We start from the raw sequence: 19,900 nt of genomic DNA, 5'->3' as shown, positions 1-19,900 counted from the left end.
TGCGTATCACCTCTTCACATGTTCGAACACATCTATATAATCAGGAACAATCCGATCACCATCAATCAGAAGATCACCGATCGTTTCCATAGCTACATCATTAATTTCATCCAGCAAAAGCGTAGGCATCGTTCCATATTGCTCAGCCAGACGCATCAGCTCCGTATCTGGACTTGCGCCAAGTAGAACATGAATCGTCTGCACCTGCTGAGGGGAGAGTTCCTTGGCAAAGATCAGCCATTCTTCATCCAGATCAGCCTCAGCAGACTCGCCCCACTGCAACCTAATAGATTCTACTTGCGCTCCTGTTGCAATCTCTACTGCAGATGGAGCTGGCCCCATGGGACCTTCAGTTGAAGTGATCTCATTCCTTGTTTCCAGTGCATCTACTCGATTGCTTGTAATATCTGCGTTGTTAACCTCGTCATCCTTCACTTCAGAAGGGTGATCATTCTCAATTGTAAGCGCCAATCGCACGTACTCACTTTCCTGCTGTAACGATGCCAGTTTCTCCGTATCAATACGGATCACCGGTTGCTCCACAGCCTCAGCCTGCTCGGTCGCGTATGCTTTGTCCAGGTATCGTTCAATCAGATTCGCAAGTTCGGGCTCTAATGTTTGTCCACGCAATCGTCCTCTGAATCCGAGCAGTTCACGAAGTTTATTTTCAGTACATCGATAGATCCGCGTAACCATCTGTACAAATTCAGCCTGTTCACCAATGGGCATATATCTGAATGATACCGATCTTCCATAGATCGAATCATCATAGACCGCTTTGCGAAACAGTATGCGCTCCACCGTGCGTTCATCATTGGGTTGAAACACTGGCAACAGTCCAACTTCTCGCGTACGTTCCAGGTACGAATGAACCAAGGCCGTGACCCGTGGAATATACTGCTCCATCACTTCTTTACCGCCATCTCTATAGAACTTACTGAGTGTAATATCGTAATCATAGTATCTTTGCAGCATATTCAGCGAAATATCCGATACCTTATCCTGCAGAATACGTTGCAGCTCCCTATCCAACATCTCTGCTGGCAGATAACCGCCCGAAAGGCCCATGACCTCGGATAAAAACATGTCCAGTTGATGGACCAGCACATAATCGACCATCCACTCTTGCATATATATATTTAATTGAGGAAGCCGTTCACGGTAGTTCACCCATAGCTGCTTTAATTGATCATAACCATCCTGAGCATTCTGCCAGCCAATGCCGTTAATCAACTCATATATATGAACAAATAGATAGGACAGATCAGTATCCGGGTACCTCCCCTGACGAACTTCCTTCCTCCAAAACATATACCACTTGCGTTGGGTTTCGTTCATTACACCATACGTTGGCCAGTAGCTCATAAATGGAACCCAGGGAGATACATCTCCTTCCATCTCTGACCATTGCTTTGCTTCCTCTACAAAACGTTTCTCCGAGGACAATATGACTCCACGATGCTGCATCGTATCATGTGCAGACTGCACAATGGTTGAACGATCAGGAACCGGAACTGATGCTGTTACGGGTTCTTCGCTCAGATCTATCTCCATGAATTCCAATTGTCTAGAGTTGTCTTTCATAGAACGTTATCTCACCCTCCTCCAAGGCAGAATACGAACACGTGTATCCATAGGGATCATTATAACACTAGTGCTGTGTCTGCGGTGATGAAATTAACACATTATTAAAACCAAAAAAGAGAGCAGTTCTGCTCTCTTTTGGTTCATATTCATATGATATTGATCATACAGGTGTATTCCTTTCAGCAGTAAGGGTACCTTCCCTAAAATCAGACAACGATCGCTCGATTCTTCCCTTCACTCTTCGCTTGGGCCAGCGCTTGAGTAGCTTTTTCAATCAGTTCGGATACACTTGACTGCTCATCAGGTACCAGTACTGCACCCCCGACACTAACCGTGACGATTCCACTCGGACCCGATGATTCTCGCTGGATCTGCAGAGCCAGAACATGTTGTCTAATCTCTTCCGCAAGCTGTGCTGAATCTTCAGAAGTTGTGCTCTTCATTTTCAACATGAATGTACCTCCGCGAAGACGGGAAATTAGTGCATTGTGCTGCTCACTGACCACAGTAAGTACCTCACCGATCCATTGCAGACACAGATCTCCTCCCTGAAGTCCGTATGCCGCGTTATATGAACGGAAATCATCGATATCTATAATGAGCAACCCCAGACTGCATTTCTCCTCCAAACAATCATCCCAGTCATCCTGAAGCTGAGACTTGAATACCGTTTGAATTGGCATATCTGTTAACGGATCTGTGTTCAAGTAATTTTGCAGCTGGCTCGTCGTTTCAGTGTAATTGTCCTGTTCATGATGGGACGCTCCACTGTGCAGAAGTACCATTACGGAAGGCTTACCCGCGTGCGTAACAGAAGCAAGTGTAATTTCAAGCAACAATGAGGTACCTGCTGCTGTAGTGAAATACGACTGGCTGGTAATCAAACTTGTATTATTGTGCTTTAATTCCTCAAAATTCTGTTGTAATGTGACTCTTGTTTGCTCAGGTACAAACGCCCTGAAGTCCTTGCCCATCAGGTCTTTGGAACTCTCGAACCCGAGCAACTCGGCAGCCTTCGTATTACAGTAGATAATCTGACCGTCAGTCAAAGTAAAGAATGCCACGGGCGAGTAATCCATTAACTGCAAATAACGCTGTTCATTTTGTCGCAAAATACGAGCATTCTGCAGGGCCTGTTCTTCGGCCTGAACCAACTGGTTCTCCGTCTGCCGACGTACAATGGTTTTGAGTAAAGGTAACACGCTCAGCTCTTTCGTAGCCCATGGATATGAAGTTGACTTTACAACCTCACGCCATTTCTCGAATGATTTACGAGGAGACAACCGCATGCCGTCATCCGTCTTGAGCACCGCTTTGGCAGGGTCACCCGCCCAATCGACAACCTGGACGACCTCAGGTCGGAACCAGATCATGTAGTTATGCTGTCCAGGCGAAATGGCAACATAAATAACCCCGGAAGCCTTATCCGGATAAGCTTTGGCTGTTTCATACTCTGAACTCAGTTTCGAAGTATAGTAACTGTAATCCTCAGACTTTCCTGCAAGCCAACCTGCCAGTTCCCGAATCTGGCCGCTGGTTGGCGTTTCACCATACAACAACAACTTGTCCTGGTAACAGATTGCTGCTCCGGCAGCCCCCATCAGGTTTAACACCGTCTCTTCTTCTCCCTGCAATTCCTCAAGCACTCGGGCAGGACTTGTGTTACCGATAAAAATGTTGGCAATTCGTGAAGCGGCTTCACGTGATTGAATCTCTGATTGATAATCATCGAGTTGCTGACGCTGGAACAATTCATTCGAGAAGAATGCCCCCAGGAAATTGCACAGATTCCGTACGCGATGGGGTACATATCTGGCCGAATAATGATGGCATGTGATGAGTCCCCACAGCTCATTGTTATGAATGAGCGAGATCGTTACGGTCGCACCTACACCCATATTATGCAGATATTCGATGTGAAGTGGAGATACACTGCGCAGGACCGAAAGACTCAAATTCAGCGGCTTGCCAGTGAGCGGTTGTAGCGTAGGCACAATCTCGACGGGTTTATAATTTACATTTACAATAGTCCGCAGCCAATTGCGAAGATACAACTCTCGAGCCTGTTTGGGTATATCCGATGCCGGATAGTGATGTCCCAGGAATGGTTCGAGTTCTTGTTCACGCGCTTCAGCAATAACTTTACCATTCCATTGCTCGTCAAATTCATAGATCATTACCCGGTCGTAACCGAGCATTTCCTTGACCTGTTCAGCTGCAATCTGACTTGCCTCCACGCGACTGTCTGTACTTTTCATCCGGCCAAAGAAACGGGATATCCACTCAAAGTCGGTAGTCTCCATGTCCTCTTTTTCATAAAAAGGCTCAATCTCCAGAATGAGCAGACCTTCACTCTCATGAAGAACAGAAGAGAATACCCGTTCCTCACCGGATACCTTAATGGTTAGATCCATGTAATGCAGGTCAGAGGTGACATCCGCATTGAAGCTGCTACCCAACAGTTTGCTTACTTCTTTCTGGCCAATCAGGTTCTCCAAAGGCATGCCCAGAATATCTTCACAGGCAATGCCCAGATGGTCCTCCGTATTTTGGCTACACTGAACAATGGTTGGCATAATACTGGTATTGATGGCCAAAAGAACACCATGAGGTTGAATAAAGCCGGGGATATGAATCGGTTCTTTATCACAGTTATTCAGATCTATTGGATCATTTGTGTATGTTCCCTGATGAAGCAATGTGCGGTTCAACAAATTTTGTTCTTTCTTGGACTTCGGTTCGGCCATGGCCAGGAAAATCCCCTCTCATGATGTTATATAAGTGGAAATGATTAGTTCAACTTATATAGATTTCTTTTAAATTACTTGTCCGTATTAATCCATTGATCCAGCAGTCGGAATGTCTCTGATGCACTGTGTACCATGTTGTCATGATCTTCTGGCGTGCTGATGGACTGCTGCAGCAAACCCGTAAACTCGCTCCATCTTGTTCTTGTCTCTGAGCCGTAGGCATTGAAATATTCCAAACCACGATCTGCTTCAATGGGCAGGAACTGCGACAAACGTTTGGTCATGATCTGTCCACCGTTCGTGGACCCCTCAATGACATACAGGTATCCAAACAAACGGGCAGGTGTCGAAATATCCGGCAGTTCTTTACAGCGCGGAAGTTGGCTAACTTCCTCTTCACATGCACCCAGATTTCGTAAATCTTTTTCCAAGAGTTCAGCCTTGCCTCTAATCTCAATATCCAGTCCCGTACTTTCCCAGAAAGGCTGCTGTACAGCCTGGTCTTCCAGCGGTTTGAGGAATGCATAAAACTTTTCTAGATATGTTCTATATTCTTCTATAGTCACAGTTTGATTCATAATGGCTTTTGCATAAGGGTTCTGTTCTACTTGTCTGTGGTAATGAGCTGTCTCGCTCTTCAGACGTTCCATAATAGTTGTTGCTGTCATCGTAGTAATCCCCTTTCACAATCTGTTCTGTTGTTGCCAATGAGTGCTTATCCTCAACTGAATCTCAGTATATATTGAAATAAAAACTGTGTTCGTTGCAAACAGCTCATTTCATGCAATAAAGACTCTATGTAAGTATACTTATTCTTGTTTGAGAAAACTATACGAATCCAAGATCAGTACCAAGTTAACACTTTTCTCCGTTGTTATCTTAACTCGCTGTAATCTGTATGTTTAGTATTAACCGAAAACCATAAAAGTGACCCCATAATCTGGATGGCAGTAGATTTCAGTTGTGAACATGTTACACTATTTTTATATCTTGTCATTGGAGGAATACAATCTATGGATCTTACTGTTCAAGACGTTGTACTTCATCTCACAGATAACATTGAATTGCCGGAAAACACGGTGGATCAGCTCATTACCGGCTCACTTGATTGTAAGGTCACAGGTATTGTCATCGCTTTTATGCCCACACAATATGTGATTGAACAAGCCATACAGCAAGGTGCTAACTTAATCATTGCGCATGAATCTCCATTTTATAATCATCACAGTCATACGGATTGGCTTGCAACTGATTTGGTTTATACGGACAAAAGGAAGTTGATCGACGAAGCAGGCATCTCCATCTATCGATGTCATGATATCATCCACCGCTTCCAACCGGATGGCATTACCGAAGGACTGATTCAGGCCTTGGGATGGTCCTCTTATGTGGAGCAACGAATACCGGAAGCAGACATCCTTTCTTTTCCGGAAGGAAGCACTGCCCAAGCTATTGCTCACCATGTGAAACGTTGCCTAGGGATCGATTATGTCCGCGTTGCAGGCAATCCGGAAATAGTCTGTAGACGCGCAGCGGTATTGGTAGGTTTTCGTGGTAATGGACATGTGACGATTCCCTTGATTCAGAATGAGCAATTGGACCTCATCATTGCTGGGGAAGGATTCGAGTGGGAGACACCGGAATATATCCGTGATGCCGTACAACAAGGCAAGTCCAAGGCACTGATCATGTTGGGGCATGCTGAGAGCGAGGCTCCGGGAATGAATCTATTGGCAGACAGGTTGGCAGAACGGTTTCCCGAATTGTCTGTTCGTTTTGTAGGCGAGAAGCCTGTGTACACTGTGATCTAATAGGATCATTGATTTGTACGGAGTGGATTTTCTAGCTGATTACATTGCATCTAATCTCATTGCCTGTCCTACCCTGGAGCTTTGGATACTTACTATGCTCCGGGGACGCTGGGCAGACTCTCGTTTCATTTCCTGGATAGCTAACGTACCTGACACACTCTATTGAGCTAAGATTTGCCGATTCTCAAAAGTAACGAATCGTAGACACCCTATTCCTTCATCCCCCCCTGTTTTACCGCCCATTTCTAACCGACATGACCCATTTAACGTCGCTTAGGTCCCCTAGATTTCTCAATTCAATCGAATCAATACAATAAGGTGTCACTGGTTCATTAGAGATCATGCTCACCAAAAATGAGTGCTCCCGCGCATTACCGCGCATCTCTTCATGCCCCAACTGGATTTCCCGGGTTCTTTATTGTACTCTAGATGCTGTGACTTCAAAGCTCAGGACATTTGTCCTTGGCGTTCAGAGTCAATTTATCATTTAATAATAGAAGTCGAAGTGATTGAATAAGGAGCGTACATATGAGAGGAATTATTTTTGCATTACTGGGCGGCGCGTGTATCACGCTCCAAGGTGTTGCCAATACTCGGATTAGCACCGACATGGGCACATGGCAGGCCGCTACGATTACACAACTGACAGGATTCATATTAGCAGCGCTGATCCTAATGTTTGTTAGAGACACCAACCTTCAAGGACTCAAACAAGTAAAACCCATGTACTTGGCTGGAGGTGCTTTTGGCGCCGTCATTATTTTCAGTGAAGTGACGGCCATTCAGCAAATCGGGGTTACATTCACGATCTCGGCCCTGCTCATTGCTCAGCTATTCCTGACTTTTTTGGTGGATAGCAACGGATGGTTCGGCGTGGTGAAACAAAAGATGAAACTGCCGCAATTTCTGGGCATTGCCTTAATGGTGACTGGTGTTATTATTATGAAACTATAGTTTTGGAGAAGAATTGAAACATATCGTCGGGGGTGAACAACAGCGTGGAAGAGATCCATAACGAGCAACAATTAATACATTATCTGAAGCAATATCAACTCGAAAAGGTATTTCACGAGCCCCTGCGTCCCCATATGACGTTATGCCACTTCGAGAAGTGTGAACTGATCTGTCGTGAAGGGGAAGCCTCTGAATATTTATACGTGTTGGTCGAGGGTAAAATCAAGATTTTCACCACCTCAGCTCAGGATAAAACGCTGGTGCTTTGCTTCAAGTCACCGCTTGAAGTCGTCGGTGACATAGAATATGTCCGTGAAAGCGATATTGTCAATACAGTTCAGGCCGTCTCACCTGTGGTGATGCTTCGCATTCATTATCAATGGCTCGCTGAGCTTGCCGGCGATTATGCACCTTTACTTAAATTTTTGCTCAAAATCATCTCACACAAGTTCTATATTGACTCGAACTTCTCCAACTTCAACCTGATGTATCCCGTTGAGGTTCGGCTAGCCAGCTACCTTCTCTCCATCTCGACAGAAGAAGCTGGTAGTGTCGTTCACGAAGATCTGGACGCGTTCAATCTGACCGACATTGCGAATCTGATCGGTACCAGTTACAGACACCTGAACCGGGTCATCCAGAAGCTCTGTGCAGACGGGTTAATTGAACGACATCAAGGATTGATTATGATCAAAGATCGATCGGGTCTACGTGAAATAGCAGGTCACAACATTTATGAATAAGGAGTTCGACAACCATGTTAATTACAGGGATTTCGCTTGCGCTCTTGGCAGGTGCACTTGTCAGTCTGCAAACGATTTTTAATAGCAAAGTCAATGAACGCACCGGTTCATGGTCCACAACAACGTTGGTGCTTTTCACCGGATTCATTGCTTCGTTCCTCATCTCTCTGCTCGTGGAGGGCAAGAATACATTCAGCTTTCAGCATATGCAACTCTGGTACTGGCTCAGTGGAGCCATTGGTGTTGGTGTGGTCTTCTGTCTCGTGCAAGGTATGAAGCTGCTTGGCCCCACATATGCCATCTCGATCGTACTGACATCCCAACTGAGTTTTGCGCTACTATTTGATTCCATGGGGTGGCTCGGTCTGGAGCAAATTCCTTTTTCGTGGAATCAGCTGCTTGGTGTACTTGTCATTGTTGGGGGAATTGTATTGTTCAAGTTCGGTGGGGGGAAATCGGAAAAATCAGAGCAGTCCCCTGGAACACTTCAGTCTGACTCATAAACGAACAAAAAAAGAGTGTCCGTCCAATCCCGTAGATTGGTCAGACACTCTTTTTTTACAATCAAACCACGTATCGCCTCGTTCTCTTAAACGAACTCTACGTTATGGTAGACCTGCTGAACATCTTCAAGGTCTTCGAGCGCATCGATCAGTTTCTCGAACTGAGCTTGTGCATCCTCTGGAAGTTCAATATGATTTTGCGCAAGCATGGTCAGCTCGGCTACTGTGAACTCCGTAATACCGGCTGCTTTGAATGCTTCCTGTACAGCGTGGAATTGATCCGGTTCTGCATATACGATCACCGCTTCGTCTTCATCCACGATATCACGTACATCTACGTCTGCTTCAAGCAGAAGTTCAAGTACTTCCTCGGAATTCTTGCCTTCTACACCGATTACCGCTGTAGGATCAAACATGTAAGCAACAGAACCGCTGACACCCATGTTTCCCGCGTTTTTGTTAAACGCAGAGCGTACTTCCGGCGCTGTACGATTTACGTTGTTGGTAAGTGCATCCACGATGACCATCGCACCATTCGGTCCGAAGCCTTCATAACGCAACTCTTCATAGTTCTCATCCCCGCTGCCTTTTGCTTTTTCCATCGCACGATCAATAATGGCTTTGGGTACATTATACGTTTTGGCACGTTCCAGCACGACTTTCAGTGCACGGTTCGCTTCCGGGTCCGGTTCGCCCTTCTTGGCAGCTACATAGATCTCAACGCCGAATTTAGCGTAGACCCGGCTCGTATTTGCATCTTTTGAAGCTTTTTTTTCCTTGATATTATTCCACTTACGACCCATATCGTTTCCGCTCACTTTCAACATGTAATCTGCTTTCTACTATGCCATTATATCTTGTTGAGCGTACTTCAACAAGTTAATACCTACGAAAAACGGGGAGTAACTGCGGTGATTATCCATCTCCATTTGAAGATTAGCCTCAGTTTATCCTCTCATAATCTCTCAGCAACAACTAACATTACCTCTACTCACTCCATATATAACAAACAAGAAGCACCCCATAAGGAATGCTTCCGCCCTAAATCAGTCCTAATTTCAGGTCATCTTACCCGGTCCATTAAGCGTGAAATTGTCGACCATCCAACACTTCAGGAACATAACCCGCACGAATGACAAAGTCTCCGAAATGTTCCCCTTCATTGCGCTCTTTGGCATACTGGTTCACCATTGGAGTTAACGTGTCCAGAATCTCGGTTTCGCCAATGTTTTCTTTATACAGCTTATTCAAGCGATGTCCGGTGAAGCTGCCACCGAGATACATATTGTATTTCCCAGGTGCTTTACCGATAAATGAAATCTCCGCCAGCATCGGTCTTGCACATCCGTTCGGGCAACCCGTCATACGAATGACAATCTCTTCGTCTCTCAGCCCGGCTTCGTCGAGTACAGGCTCCAGTTTGTCGATCAGAGACGGTAAGTAACGTTCGGACTCAGCCATCGCAAGGCCGCAGGTTGGAAGCGCAACACAAGCCATCGAACTTCTGCGCAGCGCAGAATAATGTGCACCATCGGTCAGGTTGTACTGTTGAATGAGTGCTTCAATCTTTTTCTTCTTCTGGCTGCTAACATTACCGATGATTAGATTTTGGTTCGCAGTCAGACGGAAATCACCCGTATGCACTTTGGCAATCTCACGCAAACCCGTCATGAGAGGATATCCATCCACATCCTTTACACGACCATTTTGAATGAACAGCGTGTAGTGCCATCTGCCATTATTGCCTTTTACCCAACCATATCGATCTCCGTTCGTCTCAAAATGATACGGACGTGCCGCATCCAGTTTCCATCCCAGACGGCTGGTCAGCTCTTCGACAAACCATTCCACACCACGATCATCCAGCGTATATTTGAAACGAGCATGTTTACGAACTGCACGATCTCCATAATCACGCTGAATCATAACTGTTTTCTCTGCAACATCAATCATTTGCTCCGGCGTACAGAAACCAATGACTTTGGACACCTGAGGATAGGTTTTGGCGTCACCATGAGACATCCCCATGCCACCGCCAACGGATACGTTGAAGCCTTGCAGCTTGCCGTTCTCCACAATAGCAATAAAGCCAAGATCCTGTGAATAGACATCCACATCATTGGATGGTGGTACAGCAATACCAATCTTGAACTTCCGTGGCAAATACACTTTGCCATAGATTGGTTCAACTTCTTCGTCGGAGTCCTGGGAATCAATCACTTTCTCTCCGTCCAGCCACAGCTCATGATAAGCCCGTGTGCGAGGGTCCAAATGATTACTCACCTGACATGCCCACTCATACACTTCAGCATGCACATCAGATTGATTTGGATTCGGGTTACACATCACGTTACGGTTTACGTCCCCACATGCAGCCAGTGTGCTTAGCAACGAATCGTTCACTTCGCGAATGGTGTTCTTAAGATCCCACTTCAGTACGCCATGCAGTTGGAAAGACTGACGTGTGGTCAGACGAATGGTCTCATTCGCATATTTATGTGCCACTCTGTCCATCATCAACCATTGCTCCGGGGTTACAATTCCACCGGAAGCACGCACACGCAACATGAATTGGTATGCAGGCTCCAGCTTGGATTTGTGACGCTCGTTACGCAGGTCGCGATCGTCCTGCATATAACTGCCATGGTGTTTCATCAGACGGTTGTCGTCCTCTGGAATTGCACCCGTGATGCGATCAGCCAACGTTTCGGTCAGACTTCCGCGCAAGTAATCACTTTTGATCTTTATATCTTCCACATCGCTATTCGTGCGCTGTGGGTTAAGTAAGTTATTATAAACCATGCTGCTTTCTCCTCTCGTCTCTGCGGGATGGTGCAGTCCGGCTAGGCCGGTAATTAATAGACGTCCCGCTGATAACGTTTCTCCTGCTGTAACCGTGTCAAATATTCCGATGCCTGCTCAGGCGATAAACCGCCTTCTTGTTCAAGAATCGTGGTGAGCGCAGCATGCACATCATGTGCCATTTTTTTCTCGTCACCACAGATATATATGCTTGCACCTTCCTGAAGCCACTGGTACAACTCTTTGCTGTGTTCCAGCATACGATGTTGTACATACACTTTCTGTTCCGTATCACGTGAGAAGGCTACATCCATTTTCGTGAGCACACCATCTTTGAGCCAATGTTGCCATTCCGTCTGGTACAAGAAGTCAGTGGCGAAATGCTGATCTCCGTAGAACAGCCATGTCTTGCCCTCTGCTCCTGTTTCTTCACGCTCACCAAGGAAAGATCTGAACGGCGCTACACCTGTACCTGGGCCAACCATGATGATCGGTGTATCCGGGTTCTCAGGCAGCTTGAAATTCGGGTTATGCTGTATATATACAGGCAGGGTGTCGCCAGCTTCGATCCGTTCAGCCAGATGTACCGAGCACACACCATAACGTTCTCTGCCACGCGCTTCATAACGTACCGAGCGAACGGTAAGATGAACTTCATCCGGGAAAGACTTCGAACTACTCGCTATGGAGTACAGACGTGCCGGAATTTTGCGAAGAGCAGCGACGAATTCTGCAGCAGGAATCCCTTTCAGATTATAATCATGAACCAGATCCAGCAGATCACAGCTATTCATGACTGTACGGAATTCGGAATCATCTGCGAGTAACGCCGTCAGGCCACTCCCAGGATTCAGTTTCGCAAGTTGTTCCACGACCGGTTTCGTCACCGCTGTAATTTCAAAATAACGCAGCAACGCTTCGTGCACAGATGCCTGATCCCCGTTTTTATTCACGGTCACGCGTTCATCGGCATTCCATCCCATAGCTGCAATCAATTCCTCCACAAGGCGCGGATGATTTTCAGGGAATACGCCAAGGCTGTCACCTGGCTCGTAGTCCAGGCTGGAGCCTTCCAAAGACAACTCAATGTGGCGTGTTTCACGGTCCGATCCTCTGCCGTTCAGATTGAGATTCTCCAATACTTCCGCCTTGAATGGATTCGTACGATCATATTCGGATTCCCCGCCGTTCACCGCAGCTGTAACTGCCTCAGTGGTTACCGTACTCGAAGCAGCAGATGTACTGCTCAAGGATGCCAGTACTTCATTCATCCACTCCGCAGCTGCTTCATCAAAATCAACATCACAGTCCACGCGCGGTACAAGGGCTGTACCACCCAACTCCTGCAATCGTTTATCGAAGTCCTTACCTGTCTGACAAAAGAACTCATAGGAGGTATCTCCCAGAGCCAACACCGAGTAACGAAGTCCTTCAAGCTTCGGAGCCCGTTTGCTGTTCAGGAATTCATGCAGCGGAATCGCATTATCTGGTGGTTCGCCTTCGCCATGCGTACTGACGATGATGAGGAGATTTTCAATTTTCTTGAGTCCGTTCGGTTTGAAATCCCCCATCGATGACAACGTTACCTGAAGACCTTGCTCTTCAAGTTTCTTGGCCAGCTTCTTCGATAGGCCACTGGAATTACCGGTTTGCGAACCGAAGAGCACGGTAACTTCCCGAGATACTGGCTTAGCACTTTCAGGTGCAACACCTGTAGTTGGTGCAGCCTGTACCAGGTTAGCTGGAGCCGCTATTGTTGCGCTTGCCTGAATTGCTGCAATATATCCGCTCAACCAAGCCCGTTGTCCATCGGTCAATGTAGGAATAAGACGATTAAGCAGTTCAACTTGTTCTTGATTAAAAGGGCTATTTGTCACTTGAAGTTCCACTGTTTGCCACCTCGCGCATTGCTTCGATTTTAATTCCGACTAAAATCATCACATTAATTTAATTTCTTCTCTCTAAAACCTAACACACCGGGTGTTGAGGGTCAATTTCAATGATTTTATAGCATTTATCAGTTTCGCTGATAAAGGACAAAAAACAACAAAAACCCTCCTTTTCAATTCAAGGACGGTTTTGTTTTATTTTTAATTGCACGGCCAGCTCAAGTTGAAGTTGAGAGTGGAATATAGTCACTAAAATGATCTCCCAGCACACTGCTTTTATCTCCGTATACTCTGTCCAAATGATTTTCTCCCCACAGACATATGCGATCAATGATGTCCTGTAGTGTCAAGCCGTACTCTGTCAGCTCATACTCTACCTTGGGCGGAATCTGGGGATGGATGATTCGATGGATGATTTCATTCTTTTCCAGTTCACGAAGCTGCTGGGTTAAGACCTTCTGGGTAATGCCAGGAATGGCTCTGCGAAGTTCGCTGGTTCGTTTTTTACCTGATATCAGTTGATGCAGGATAAGAATCCTCCATTTTCCACCGACCAGTTCCAGCATCGCCTGCACACCGCTCTCATATTTTTTCATTTCTTGTTCCACTTGTACTCCCCCATAATTCACATATATGTATACCCGTTATTAAAAGTAACCGAAGAACCCCAAGGTATCTACAGCACTCTCAGGTGCGTACTTCTCAATACGATGTCATGAATCTTATAATAACATTGGTCAGAATGTTTAACCAAAAAAAAGAAAAAAGGATGGTTACTCCTACATGAAAGTTAAACTGGTCGTTACTCACCCAAGACAGGATTCCCTAACATTTGCCGTGATGAATCGTTTTATAGAAGGTATGCAGGAGAATTCCCATGAAATCGATATCCTCGATCTATATCATGACGGATTTGATCCACTATATGGCGTAGAAGATGAACGAGACTGGCAAAATCCCGATAAACAGCATGCCCCTGTGATTCGCAAAGAGCTGGATCGTGTGCTTGCGGCTGATACCATTGTATTTGTTTTCCCGATCTGGTGGTACAATGTTCCCTCCATGCTCAAAGCTTATCTGGACAAGGTATGGAACATGGGGCTGCTGAACAAGGCAAACTCCAAAAAGGCTCTGTGGATTGCACTAGCTGGAGGAACGGAGGCTTCATTCCATAAATACGACTATTACAACATGATTTCCAATTATCTGAATAATGGGATCGCAGGTTATGCAAGAATGCAGGAATCCCGAGTCGAATTTCTCTATGAAACGATCTCAGAATCCAAAGAACATATCGAAGGCTTGCTGGAACAAGCCTATCAAATCGGAAAAAACTACAATTAACAATGCACTAACATTACAATTAACTACTGCAAAAGCATAGGAAGTTACTCGTTCGTTGAGTAGCCTACTTTTCACCCATTGGGGGCGTACAATCAAGAAGGCTTACTCCAACCTAAGTTCCAGGTCAGAGTAAGCCTTCTTTTTCATACACTACGATTCTGGTGTAACATTAGTTATTCCATACCAGTTTGCTCATCATCGCATACAGCAACGTAGCCGATTCAGCTCTGGTCGCTTCGGCAAGAGGCTTCACCTCACCGTTGTACCCGTTGGCGATGCCCAGATCCACAAGTAAGGCCACACTATCCCGTGCATAAGAGCGAATCTCGGAAGCGTCGCTGAAACGAGTAAGTTTATCTGTTGCAGCCGTCTCGGAGTTAACCAGTCCAGCCGCTGCAAGTGCTCTGACTGTCAACGTCATCATCTCCTGACGAGTGATCGTGGACTCTGGCAGGAAGCGCCCGTCACCAGTACCACTGGTGATACCTAGTGAGCGCGCAGCTGTAACTGCTTCGTAGTACGGAGCCTTTTCGTTTACATCAGTGAACGCATTCCCGGAAGAAGCATTCAAGCCGAGCGCAGTCATCAACCATTGCATGTATAGACCGCGAGTCATCTCCTGTTTTGGATGCAACTCTGTGGAATCACCACTTGCCTCGGCATCAATCACGCCTCGGACTGCCAATGCCTCCATCGCTTTCTTGGCCCACTGCACTTCTGCAAGATCTGCGAATGTCTGCTCCACAGACACAACAGCATAATTTTCGGTGAGTGACGTTACGGAAAATACAAGCTGCCCGCTGTTTGGATCGTAGTAACTTTGCGGCAAGGGGCTTGCCACACCGTTCGCGCCAATGACAAATGCTACAATCCGATCCTGCTGAGCATTTTGTGTTGATGGGAAAGGCAGATGAAGGTTCAATCCGCTTTTCAATGGCAATGGTTGACCATCCAGTTGAAGTTCGAGCTGGACTCCATATTGCGTGCCAAGCTGATCTGCAACTGTTTTTGGTAACTCGGTTCTGACCAATCGGATGGATGCCATCCCATCACCAACGATGTCCTTCGTTAACAGTGTCGCAGGAAGCTCCAACATGCCCAGCTCTGTAACCATGTTGAACACATGTGACTCACCCTGATCTATTAACGCAGAGGCAGGGAGAGATACTTCATATGCCGTTGCTCCCGAAACCGGCTTCAACCGTAGTTCGACCAAGCGCCGACCCGCATCTGTTACGGGGGCAACTTTAAAAGCATCTTTGATCGTTGAAGCATCCACGTTGGACTGCACTACACCCTTCTGGTCAGGCTTTCCCTGCAACTCCAGAACGGAACGGTCTTTCTCCGGTTTAGGTTGTGGTGCAGCATTCCCTGCACCTGGGCTAACACCTTCTGATTGTCCGCCATTGTTGCTTGAACCTGAACTACTCCCTGAATTTCCACCTGAATTGCCGCCCGGGTTGCTACCCGAACCAGGGTCCGATCCTCCGGGGGAAGAAACAGATGCAGGCACCTTCACCGTCAAAGGTACAGTCAAGGCTCTTGTGTCGTCAGAAATTCGAGTAATTTCCAACTCCAGTAGTACTGTTGTTTCCTTAGAAGGTGGGACAATCGTTCCATCCGTCTGAATGACGGACGGTACCGAACTGGAAGCGATCTTCACCGTGAAACCTTGCGGCACACTTGGTAATTTCATTTTTTTCGCACCTACTGAAGGTTGTTCCAGTGCCGTAATGCCTGTAGCTACATCGGCAGCAGTCTGCTGAGCCGTATGCACCTGATAAGCGGAAGATATACCTCTCACGGACTGCCCTGTCGCATCCAAAGCTTCCACTTTGTAATAATATTCCGTGCCGGGGTTCAGTTCACTGTCCGTGTACTCCCGTCCATTGCCGCTATAGACCACCTTGTACTCACCTTGCTCGCGATCTGAGCGGTAGAGCTTGTAGCTTGCTGCTCCAAGATGAGCATCCCAGTGAAGCGTTGCACTCGTTGAATCCACCGCATCCGCATTGAGACCAGCACTGTCATTAACTGGTGGCGTAGCATCTGGCTTAACGATCATTATCCAACTAATCATCGGGTCCTGTGATGCCGTGTTGCGTACGGTTAACTCCAGTTTGTTGTCCGACACAATGATGCCTTTGTCGGCTCTAACACTGGCAGGCGTAAACGTAACAGCCCCGGTATTGGTGCCATTGATGATGAAATTGGCTCTGCGCGATGCATTCGTCCACGGATCGTTGAATCCGGCGTACACATCATATGTTCCGTTCGGTACATCAAATCTGTAGGTTAAGTCTGTGCCTTTTGGAGAGTTGCTGATATTGCCACCGTTCAGATAACGTACGGTCGAGAAAATATCTCCGCCATTCGAGCCGGATGACAGTGCATCTGCGCTGGTGTATCCCCAATTGCGACCCTCTGCCGGAGCGTACATCTGGTCTGCCGTTCCCGGGTTAGCCAGTGTTCCTTTCATATAGGCACCCATAAGATTGTAATCAGCCGTTTCGTACCCTCCACTATTCACAAAATATAGGGCATTCTCTGGAATGACGTTTACACGAACCGCCTGCTTTTTGTTGTTATATTCCGGTGTCGTTACCTGTAATGTGAGTGGTCCTGGCTTAGCAAAATCTTCTGCCGTCATGGCCCGGTTATCAATTGTCCATACTGCTGGCGTTGACACCAGTTCACCACCGTCGCGTACATTCAATGTCGTTGGCAGAGATGGCACTTTGCCAAGCGCTACCGCTTCTGGCAACGGATCAGCGATATCCACCTTGCCCATCGAATTCAGCAGATCCGGTGTCCAACTGTTATACCACTTGATCGCAATGTCGGAGCCTATTCCAAACTCAATGGGCAAGAACACGTATTTTGCAGCATCATTCGAGAAATTGCCACCATTCCACGTATCCCCAACGTAAATGAATTTGCCTTTTTCGGGATCGACCGGAATGACGGATGTGGTCTGTGTGCCAAATGCCTTGCCTGGATCAGGATCACTCGGCAACGTGCGCACGAACGGATTGGTCTGCGTTGACCACGGCCCAAAAATGTTATCCGCCACCGTCACTTTGTTTTCGTTAGGGGCCCAGCCGGAAGCTCCGGAAGTCAAAATATAATATTTTCCCTGATACTTGAACATTGCCGGTGCTTCGCGTTGCCCTCCAGGGAACACCCGCACGTAATCTACGCCGTACTCGGCCTGATAGGTGGAATCACGTACCGGATTGCCTTTGTCATCCGTTCGTCCTTCCTTATGCCAACCTGTTACGTCACTGTAGTCTTCATTCAGTTTGGAGATATAGAGCGTCAGGTTTTCTTCACTGGAATAGATCAGATAACCGGTGCCGTCATCATCCTTGAACAATGTCATGTCACGTGCCATGCCCTTATCACTTGGGAAATAATCTTTCTCCCCTTCCGGAGCTCTGTCCATTCGGTAACTCTTCTGATACACAAAAGGTCCAGTTGGAGAGTCGCTGATTGCATAACCGGCCCGCGCCTTACCGTAGTTCGCATTATCGTTGTATGGGTCCTTGTCACCATCCATGTGGGCCCACATCACGTATTTCTTTGTTTTGTCGTTGTAGATGACCTTCGGTCGTTCAATGATCCGTCCTTTGCGAATATCTGCCCAGATATCCACGCGGTCCTCACGCCCCGCATACAATTTGGAAATCAACGGGTCATGGTCAAAATCATCCATGGATTGAAGTGTCGATAGAGCCATGCCCTCATCTGTCCAGTTCATCAGATCCTTGGAAGAATACACACGCACACCAACCGCTGGCCAGCCGCCCTTATGATATTCGCCATACCAGTAATAGGTCTCCGTCTGTTCATCGTAGAAAAAACCAGCCCCATGCGCATCGATCGGTTGACCATCCAGATCTGGCCACAATTGCCCTGGTGTAATGCTTGTGCGAACTGTGGCAACACCCAACGGTGCGGATGCTGGAGAAGTTACGCCGTCCACGGTCGCCTGAATGATGTAAAAATATCCTGTGCCCATCGTCAGACCACTATCATTAAACGTATTTTCACTGCCACTATAGACCTGCTGATACGTACCCGTAGCACTGGTAGACCTGGAGAGCGTATACGTTACATCAGATCCAGTAAGGGCATTCCACCCCAGAGAGATGGATGTATCCGTCACAGCTGTAGCAGCAAACTCTGTAGGAGAGTCAATGGAGTACGTCGTAGCTTCTGCAATGGTGAAGGCTGACTCCCCAGCTGTATTGAAGGCCATTACGCGATAGCTATAACTGTTGCCCGGCTCAAGTTCTTTATCCGTGAATGTAAGCCCTTTCCCTTCATAAATCTGCTCGTATTGCTCACTGCCAGCTTCAGCCCGAACCACGCGGTAACCCGTTGACTTGTCCACGGCGGACCAAGATAACTTCACGCTCGTTGCGTTGAGTGCTTCGGCCTTCAATTCGCTCGGAGCCTGAGGGGCGGTCGCTGTAGTTCGTACTTCCAACGGCGCAGACCACAAGGACTCAGTTAGCCCCCCGTATTCATAGGCAAGCTTGTAATAGTAGATCGTGTCCCCGCTTAATCCTTCATCCGTGTGTCCCAAAGTTCCGGTGTTGGTTACCAGGGAATAGCCCCCTTCAGGTGAGTTTGAACGGTACAGGCGATAGGCTGATGCACCCACGATTTCAGACCATTGCAGGGAAACCGAAGACGCTGTCTGCTCAGCAATGGTGAGCAAAGCATCGTTCACTGGTGGCTGCTCGGCAATAATAACGTCATCCATATGTACCGACTGCCACTTATTTCGAATGCCAACAACACCTGACCCAATGGAAGAATCGTTTAAATCAAATACCAACCGATCGGAGCCATTTTCGGCGATATATCCTCGAATGGTGTTACCTGATAGCACTATCTTAAGTGTGTACCACGTATCTTTGGCAAACGCATAGTCCACCGTTTTCAACGTTGTATCGCCGTTATTCACCTTTTTGCTGAAGACCAATTTGTTGTTAGGCACCTGCATTTGAAAATAATAATAGTTGCTCTTATCTTGGAACCGCGGCAAAATGCCCGGAAATCCTTTACCTTCTCCTGTATAAAAGCGCATGGACACGGTCATGTCCGACATGGAGTCTCCAGTAGAGATGATGCCTTCATTGGTATCGCTCTGGAAAAGTGTGAAGTTGGACGCATCTGTCGGGTCCGTGATCACTTCCCAGTTGCCTGAGCTTACGTTCCACGCGGGTGATTCCGTGTAATCCCCATCCGAAAAATCGTCCTGCAGCAACGTGGCGGGTATACTCCCCAGATCGGCATACGCCTTACTTGGTAGCATCAACGGTCCGGAAGACAGCGCAAGTGTTGCAGATAACATGAATATCATGGGTTTCCTGAGTTTATCCAATGTTCATTCTCTCCTTTGGCGTGAAAGATGAAATCATGGTTCTTGATGCCGCGGTGTTGTTGTTCAACCTATCCTCAGCAGCCGGCGGTCAGTACAAAAGCGGGGTCCACCTCCTTATTTTA

At 47.0% G+C, this 19,900-nt stretch carries 13 protein-coding genes; 5 read left to right on the top strand and 8 right to left on the bottom strand.

The window, feature by feature from the left end; translation table 11 throughout:
- Nucleotides 1-6: 6 nt before the first annotated feature.
- The 3 genes from MHB85_RS13420 to MHB85_RS13410 form a co-directional block, all read right to left on the bottom strand.
- Nucleotides 7-1,584, bottom strand: coding sequence for a TerB N-terminal domain-containing protein (locus MHB85_RS13420; protein WP_105598530.1), 1,578 nt, complete (start codon nt 1,582-1,584; stop codon nt 7-9).
- A 209-nt stretch (nt 1,585-1,793) separates the two neighbouring features.
- Entirely contained in the window at nt 1,794-4,334 is a 2,541-nt protein-coding gene (locus tag MHB85_RS13415; RefSeq protein WP_105598529.1) for a diguanylate cyclase domain-containing protein, read from the bottom strand.
- A gap of 74 nt (nt 4,335-4,408) precedes the next feature.
- Complete coding sequence (locus MHB85_RS13410) at nt 4,409-5,005, bottom strand: biliverdin-producing heme oxygenase (protein ID WP_341073071.1); 597 nt, start codon at nt 5,003-5,005, stop codon at nt 4,409-4,411.
- A gap of 345 nt (nt 5,006-5,350) precedes the next feature.
- On the opposite strand from MHB85_RS13410, the gene MHB85_RS13405 reads away from it, so the two are divergent.
- The 4 genes from MHB85_RS13405 (at nt 5,351) to MHB85_RS13390 (ending at nt 8,348) form a co-directional block, all read left to right on the top strand.
- Nucleotides 5,351-6,148 (top strand): Nif3-like dinuclear metal center hexameric protein, encoded by a 798-nt coding sequence (locus MHB85_RS13405; protein ID WP_091016740.1) that lies wholly within the window; start codon nt 5,351-5,353, stop codon nt 6,146-6,148.
- A 528-nt stretch (nt 6,149-6,676) separates the two neighbouring features.
- Nucleotides 6,677-7,102, top strand: coding sequence for a DMT family transporter (locus MHB85_RS13400; RefSeq protein WP_036608521.1), 426 nt, complete (start codon nt 6,677-6,679; stop codon nt 7,100-7,102).
- 44 nt (nt 7,103-7,146) lie between these two features.
- The gene (locus tag MHB85_RS13395; protein WP_105598527.1) at nt 7,147-7,845 is read left to right on the top strand and encodes a Crp/Fnr family transcriptional regulator; all 699 of its coding nucleotides are present in this window, start codon (nt 7,147-7,149) and stop codon (nt 7,843-7,845) included.
- Nucleotides 7,846-7,859: 14 nt separating this feature from the next.
- Nucleotides 7,860-8,348 (top strand): DMT family transporter, encoded by a 489-nt coding sequence (locus MHB85_RS13390; RefSeq protein ID WP_105598526.1) that lies wholly within the window; start codon nt 7,860-7,862, stop codon nt 8,346-8,348.
- 86 nt (nt 8,349-8,434) lie between these two features.
- Here MHB85_RS13390 and MHB85_RS13385 read toward each other — a convergent pair whose 3' ends face one another.
- The 4 genes from MHB85_RS13385 to MHB85_RS13370 form a co-directional block, all read right to left on the bottom strand.
- A complete protein-coding gene (locus MHB85_RS13385; RefSeq protein WP_091017712.1) occupies nt 8,435-9,151 on the bottom strand; it encodes a YebC/PmpR family DNA-binding transcriptional regulator in 717 nt (238 codons plus the stop codon).
- Nucleotides 9,152-9,428: 277 nt separating this feature from the next.
- Complete coding sequence (cysI, locus tag MHB85_RS13380) at nt 9,429-11,150, bottom strand: assimilatory sulfite reductase (NADPH) hemoprotein subunit (protein WP_105598525.1); 1,722 nt, start codon at nt 11,148-11,150, stop codon at nt 9,429-9,431.
- Nucleotides 11,151-11,203: 53 nt separating this feature from the next.
- A complete protein-coding gene (locus MHB85_RS13375) occupies nt 11,204-13,039 on the bottom strand; it encodes an assimilatory sulfite reductase (NADPH) flavoprotein subunit (RefSeq protein WP_105598524.1) in 1,836 nt (611 codons plus the stop codon).
- A 218-nt stretch (nt 13,040-13,257) separates the two neighbouring features.
- The gene (locus tag MHB85_RS13370; RefSeq protein ID WP_105599126.1) at nt 13,258-13,635 is read right to left on the bottom strand and encodes a winged helix-turn-helix transcriptional regulator; all 378 of its coding nucleotides are present in this window, start codon (nt 13,633-13,635) and stop codon (nt 13,258-13,260) included.
- Between the two features lie 187 nt (nt 13,636-13,822).
- Here MHB85_RS13370 and MHB85_RS13365 point away from each other — a divergent pair, with 187 nt between their 5' ends.
- Nucleotides 13,823-14,383, top strand: a complete 561-nt coding sequence (locus MHB85_RS13365) for an NAD(P)H oxidoreductase (RefSeq protein WP_105598523.1) — start codon at nt 13,823-13,825, stop codon at nt 14,381-14,383.
- A 169-nt stretch (nt 14,384-14,552) separates the two neighbouring features.
- On the opposite strand, the gene MHB85_RS13360 is transcribed toward MHB85_RS13365, so the two are convergent.
- Nucleotides 14,553-19,757, bottom strand: a complete 5,205-nt coding sequence (locus MHB85_RS13360) for an S-layer homology domain-containing protein (protein ID WP_341073070.1) — start codon at nt 19,755-19,757, stop codon at nt 14,553-14,555.
- Between the last annotated feature and the right edge of the window lie 143 nt (nt 19,758-19,900).

Origin of the sequence: Paenibacillus sp. FSL K6-4396, from assembly GCF_038002525.1 — a bacterium.
In the GTDB taxonomy this organism is placed as follows: domain Bacteria; phylum Bacillota; class Bacilli; order Paenibacillales; family Paenibacillaceae; genus Paenibacillus; species Paenibacillus amylolyticus_B.
This window is presented reverse-complemented; position numbering and strand designations above follow the sequence as displayed.

Coding starts and splice junctions, on each gene's coding strand:
- MHB85_RS13420 (WP_105598530.1), bottom strand. CDS start 1,584: ATGAAAGACAACTCTAGACAATTGGAATTCATGGAGATAGATCTGAGC.
- MHB85_RS13415 (WP_105598529.1), bottom strand. CDS start 4,334: ATGGCCGAACCGAAGTCCAAGAAAGAACAAAATTTGTTGAACCGCACA.
- MHB85_RS13410 (WP_341073071.1), bottom strand. CDS start 5,005: ATGACAGCAACAACTATTATGGAACGTCTGAAGAGCGAGACAGCTCAT.
- MHB85_RS13405 (WP_091016740.1), top strand. CDS start 5,351: ATGGATCTTACTGTTCAAGACGTTGTACTTCATCTCACAGATAACATT.
- MHB85_RS13400 (WP_036608521.1), top strand. CDS start 6,677: ATGAGAGGAATTATTTTTGCATTACTGGGCGGCGCGTGTATCACGCTC.
- MHB85_RS13390 (WP_105598526.1), top strand. CDS start 7,860: ATGTTAATTACAGGGATTTCGCTTGCGCTCTTGGCAGGTGCACTTGTC.
- MHB85_RS13385 (WP_091017712.1), bottom strand. CDS start 9,151: ATGGGTCGTAAGTGGAATAATATCAAGGAAAAAAAAGCTTCAAAAGAT.
- cysI (WP_105598525.1), bottom strand. CDS start 11,150: ATGGTTTATAATAACTTACTTAACCCACAGCGCACGAATAGCGATGTG.
- MHB85_RS13370 (WP_105599126.1), bottom strand. CDS start 13,635: ATGAAAAAATATGAGAGCGGTGTGCAGGCGATGCTGGAACTGGTCGGT.
- MHB85_RS13365 (WP_105598523.1), top strand. CDS start 13,823: ATGAAAGTTAAACTGGTCGTTACTCACCCAAGACAGGATTCCCTAACA.
- MHB85_RS13360 (WP_341073070.1), bottom strand. CDS start 19,757: ATGATATTCATGTTATCTGCAACACTTGCGCTGTCTTCCGGACCGTTG.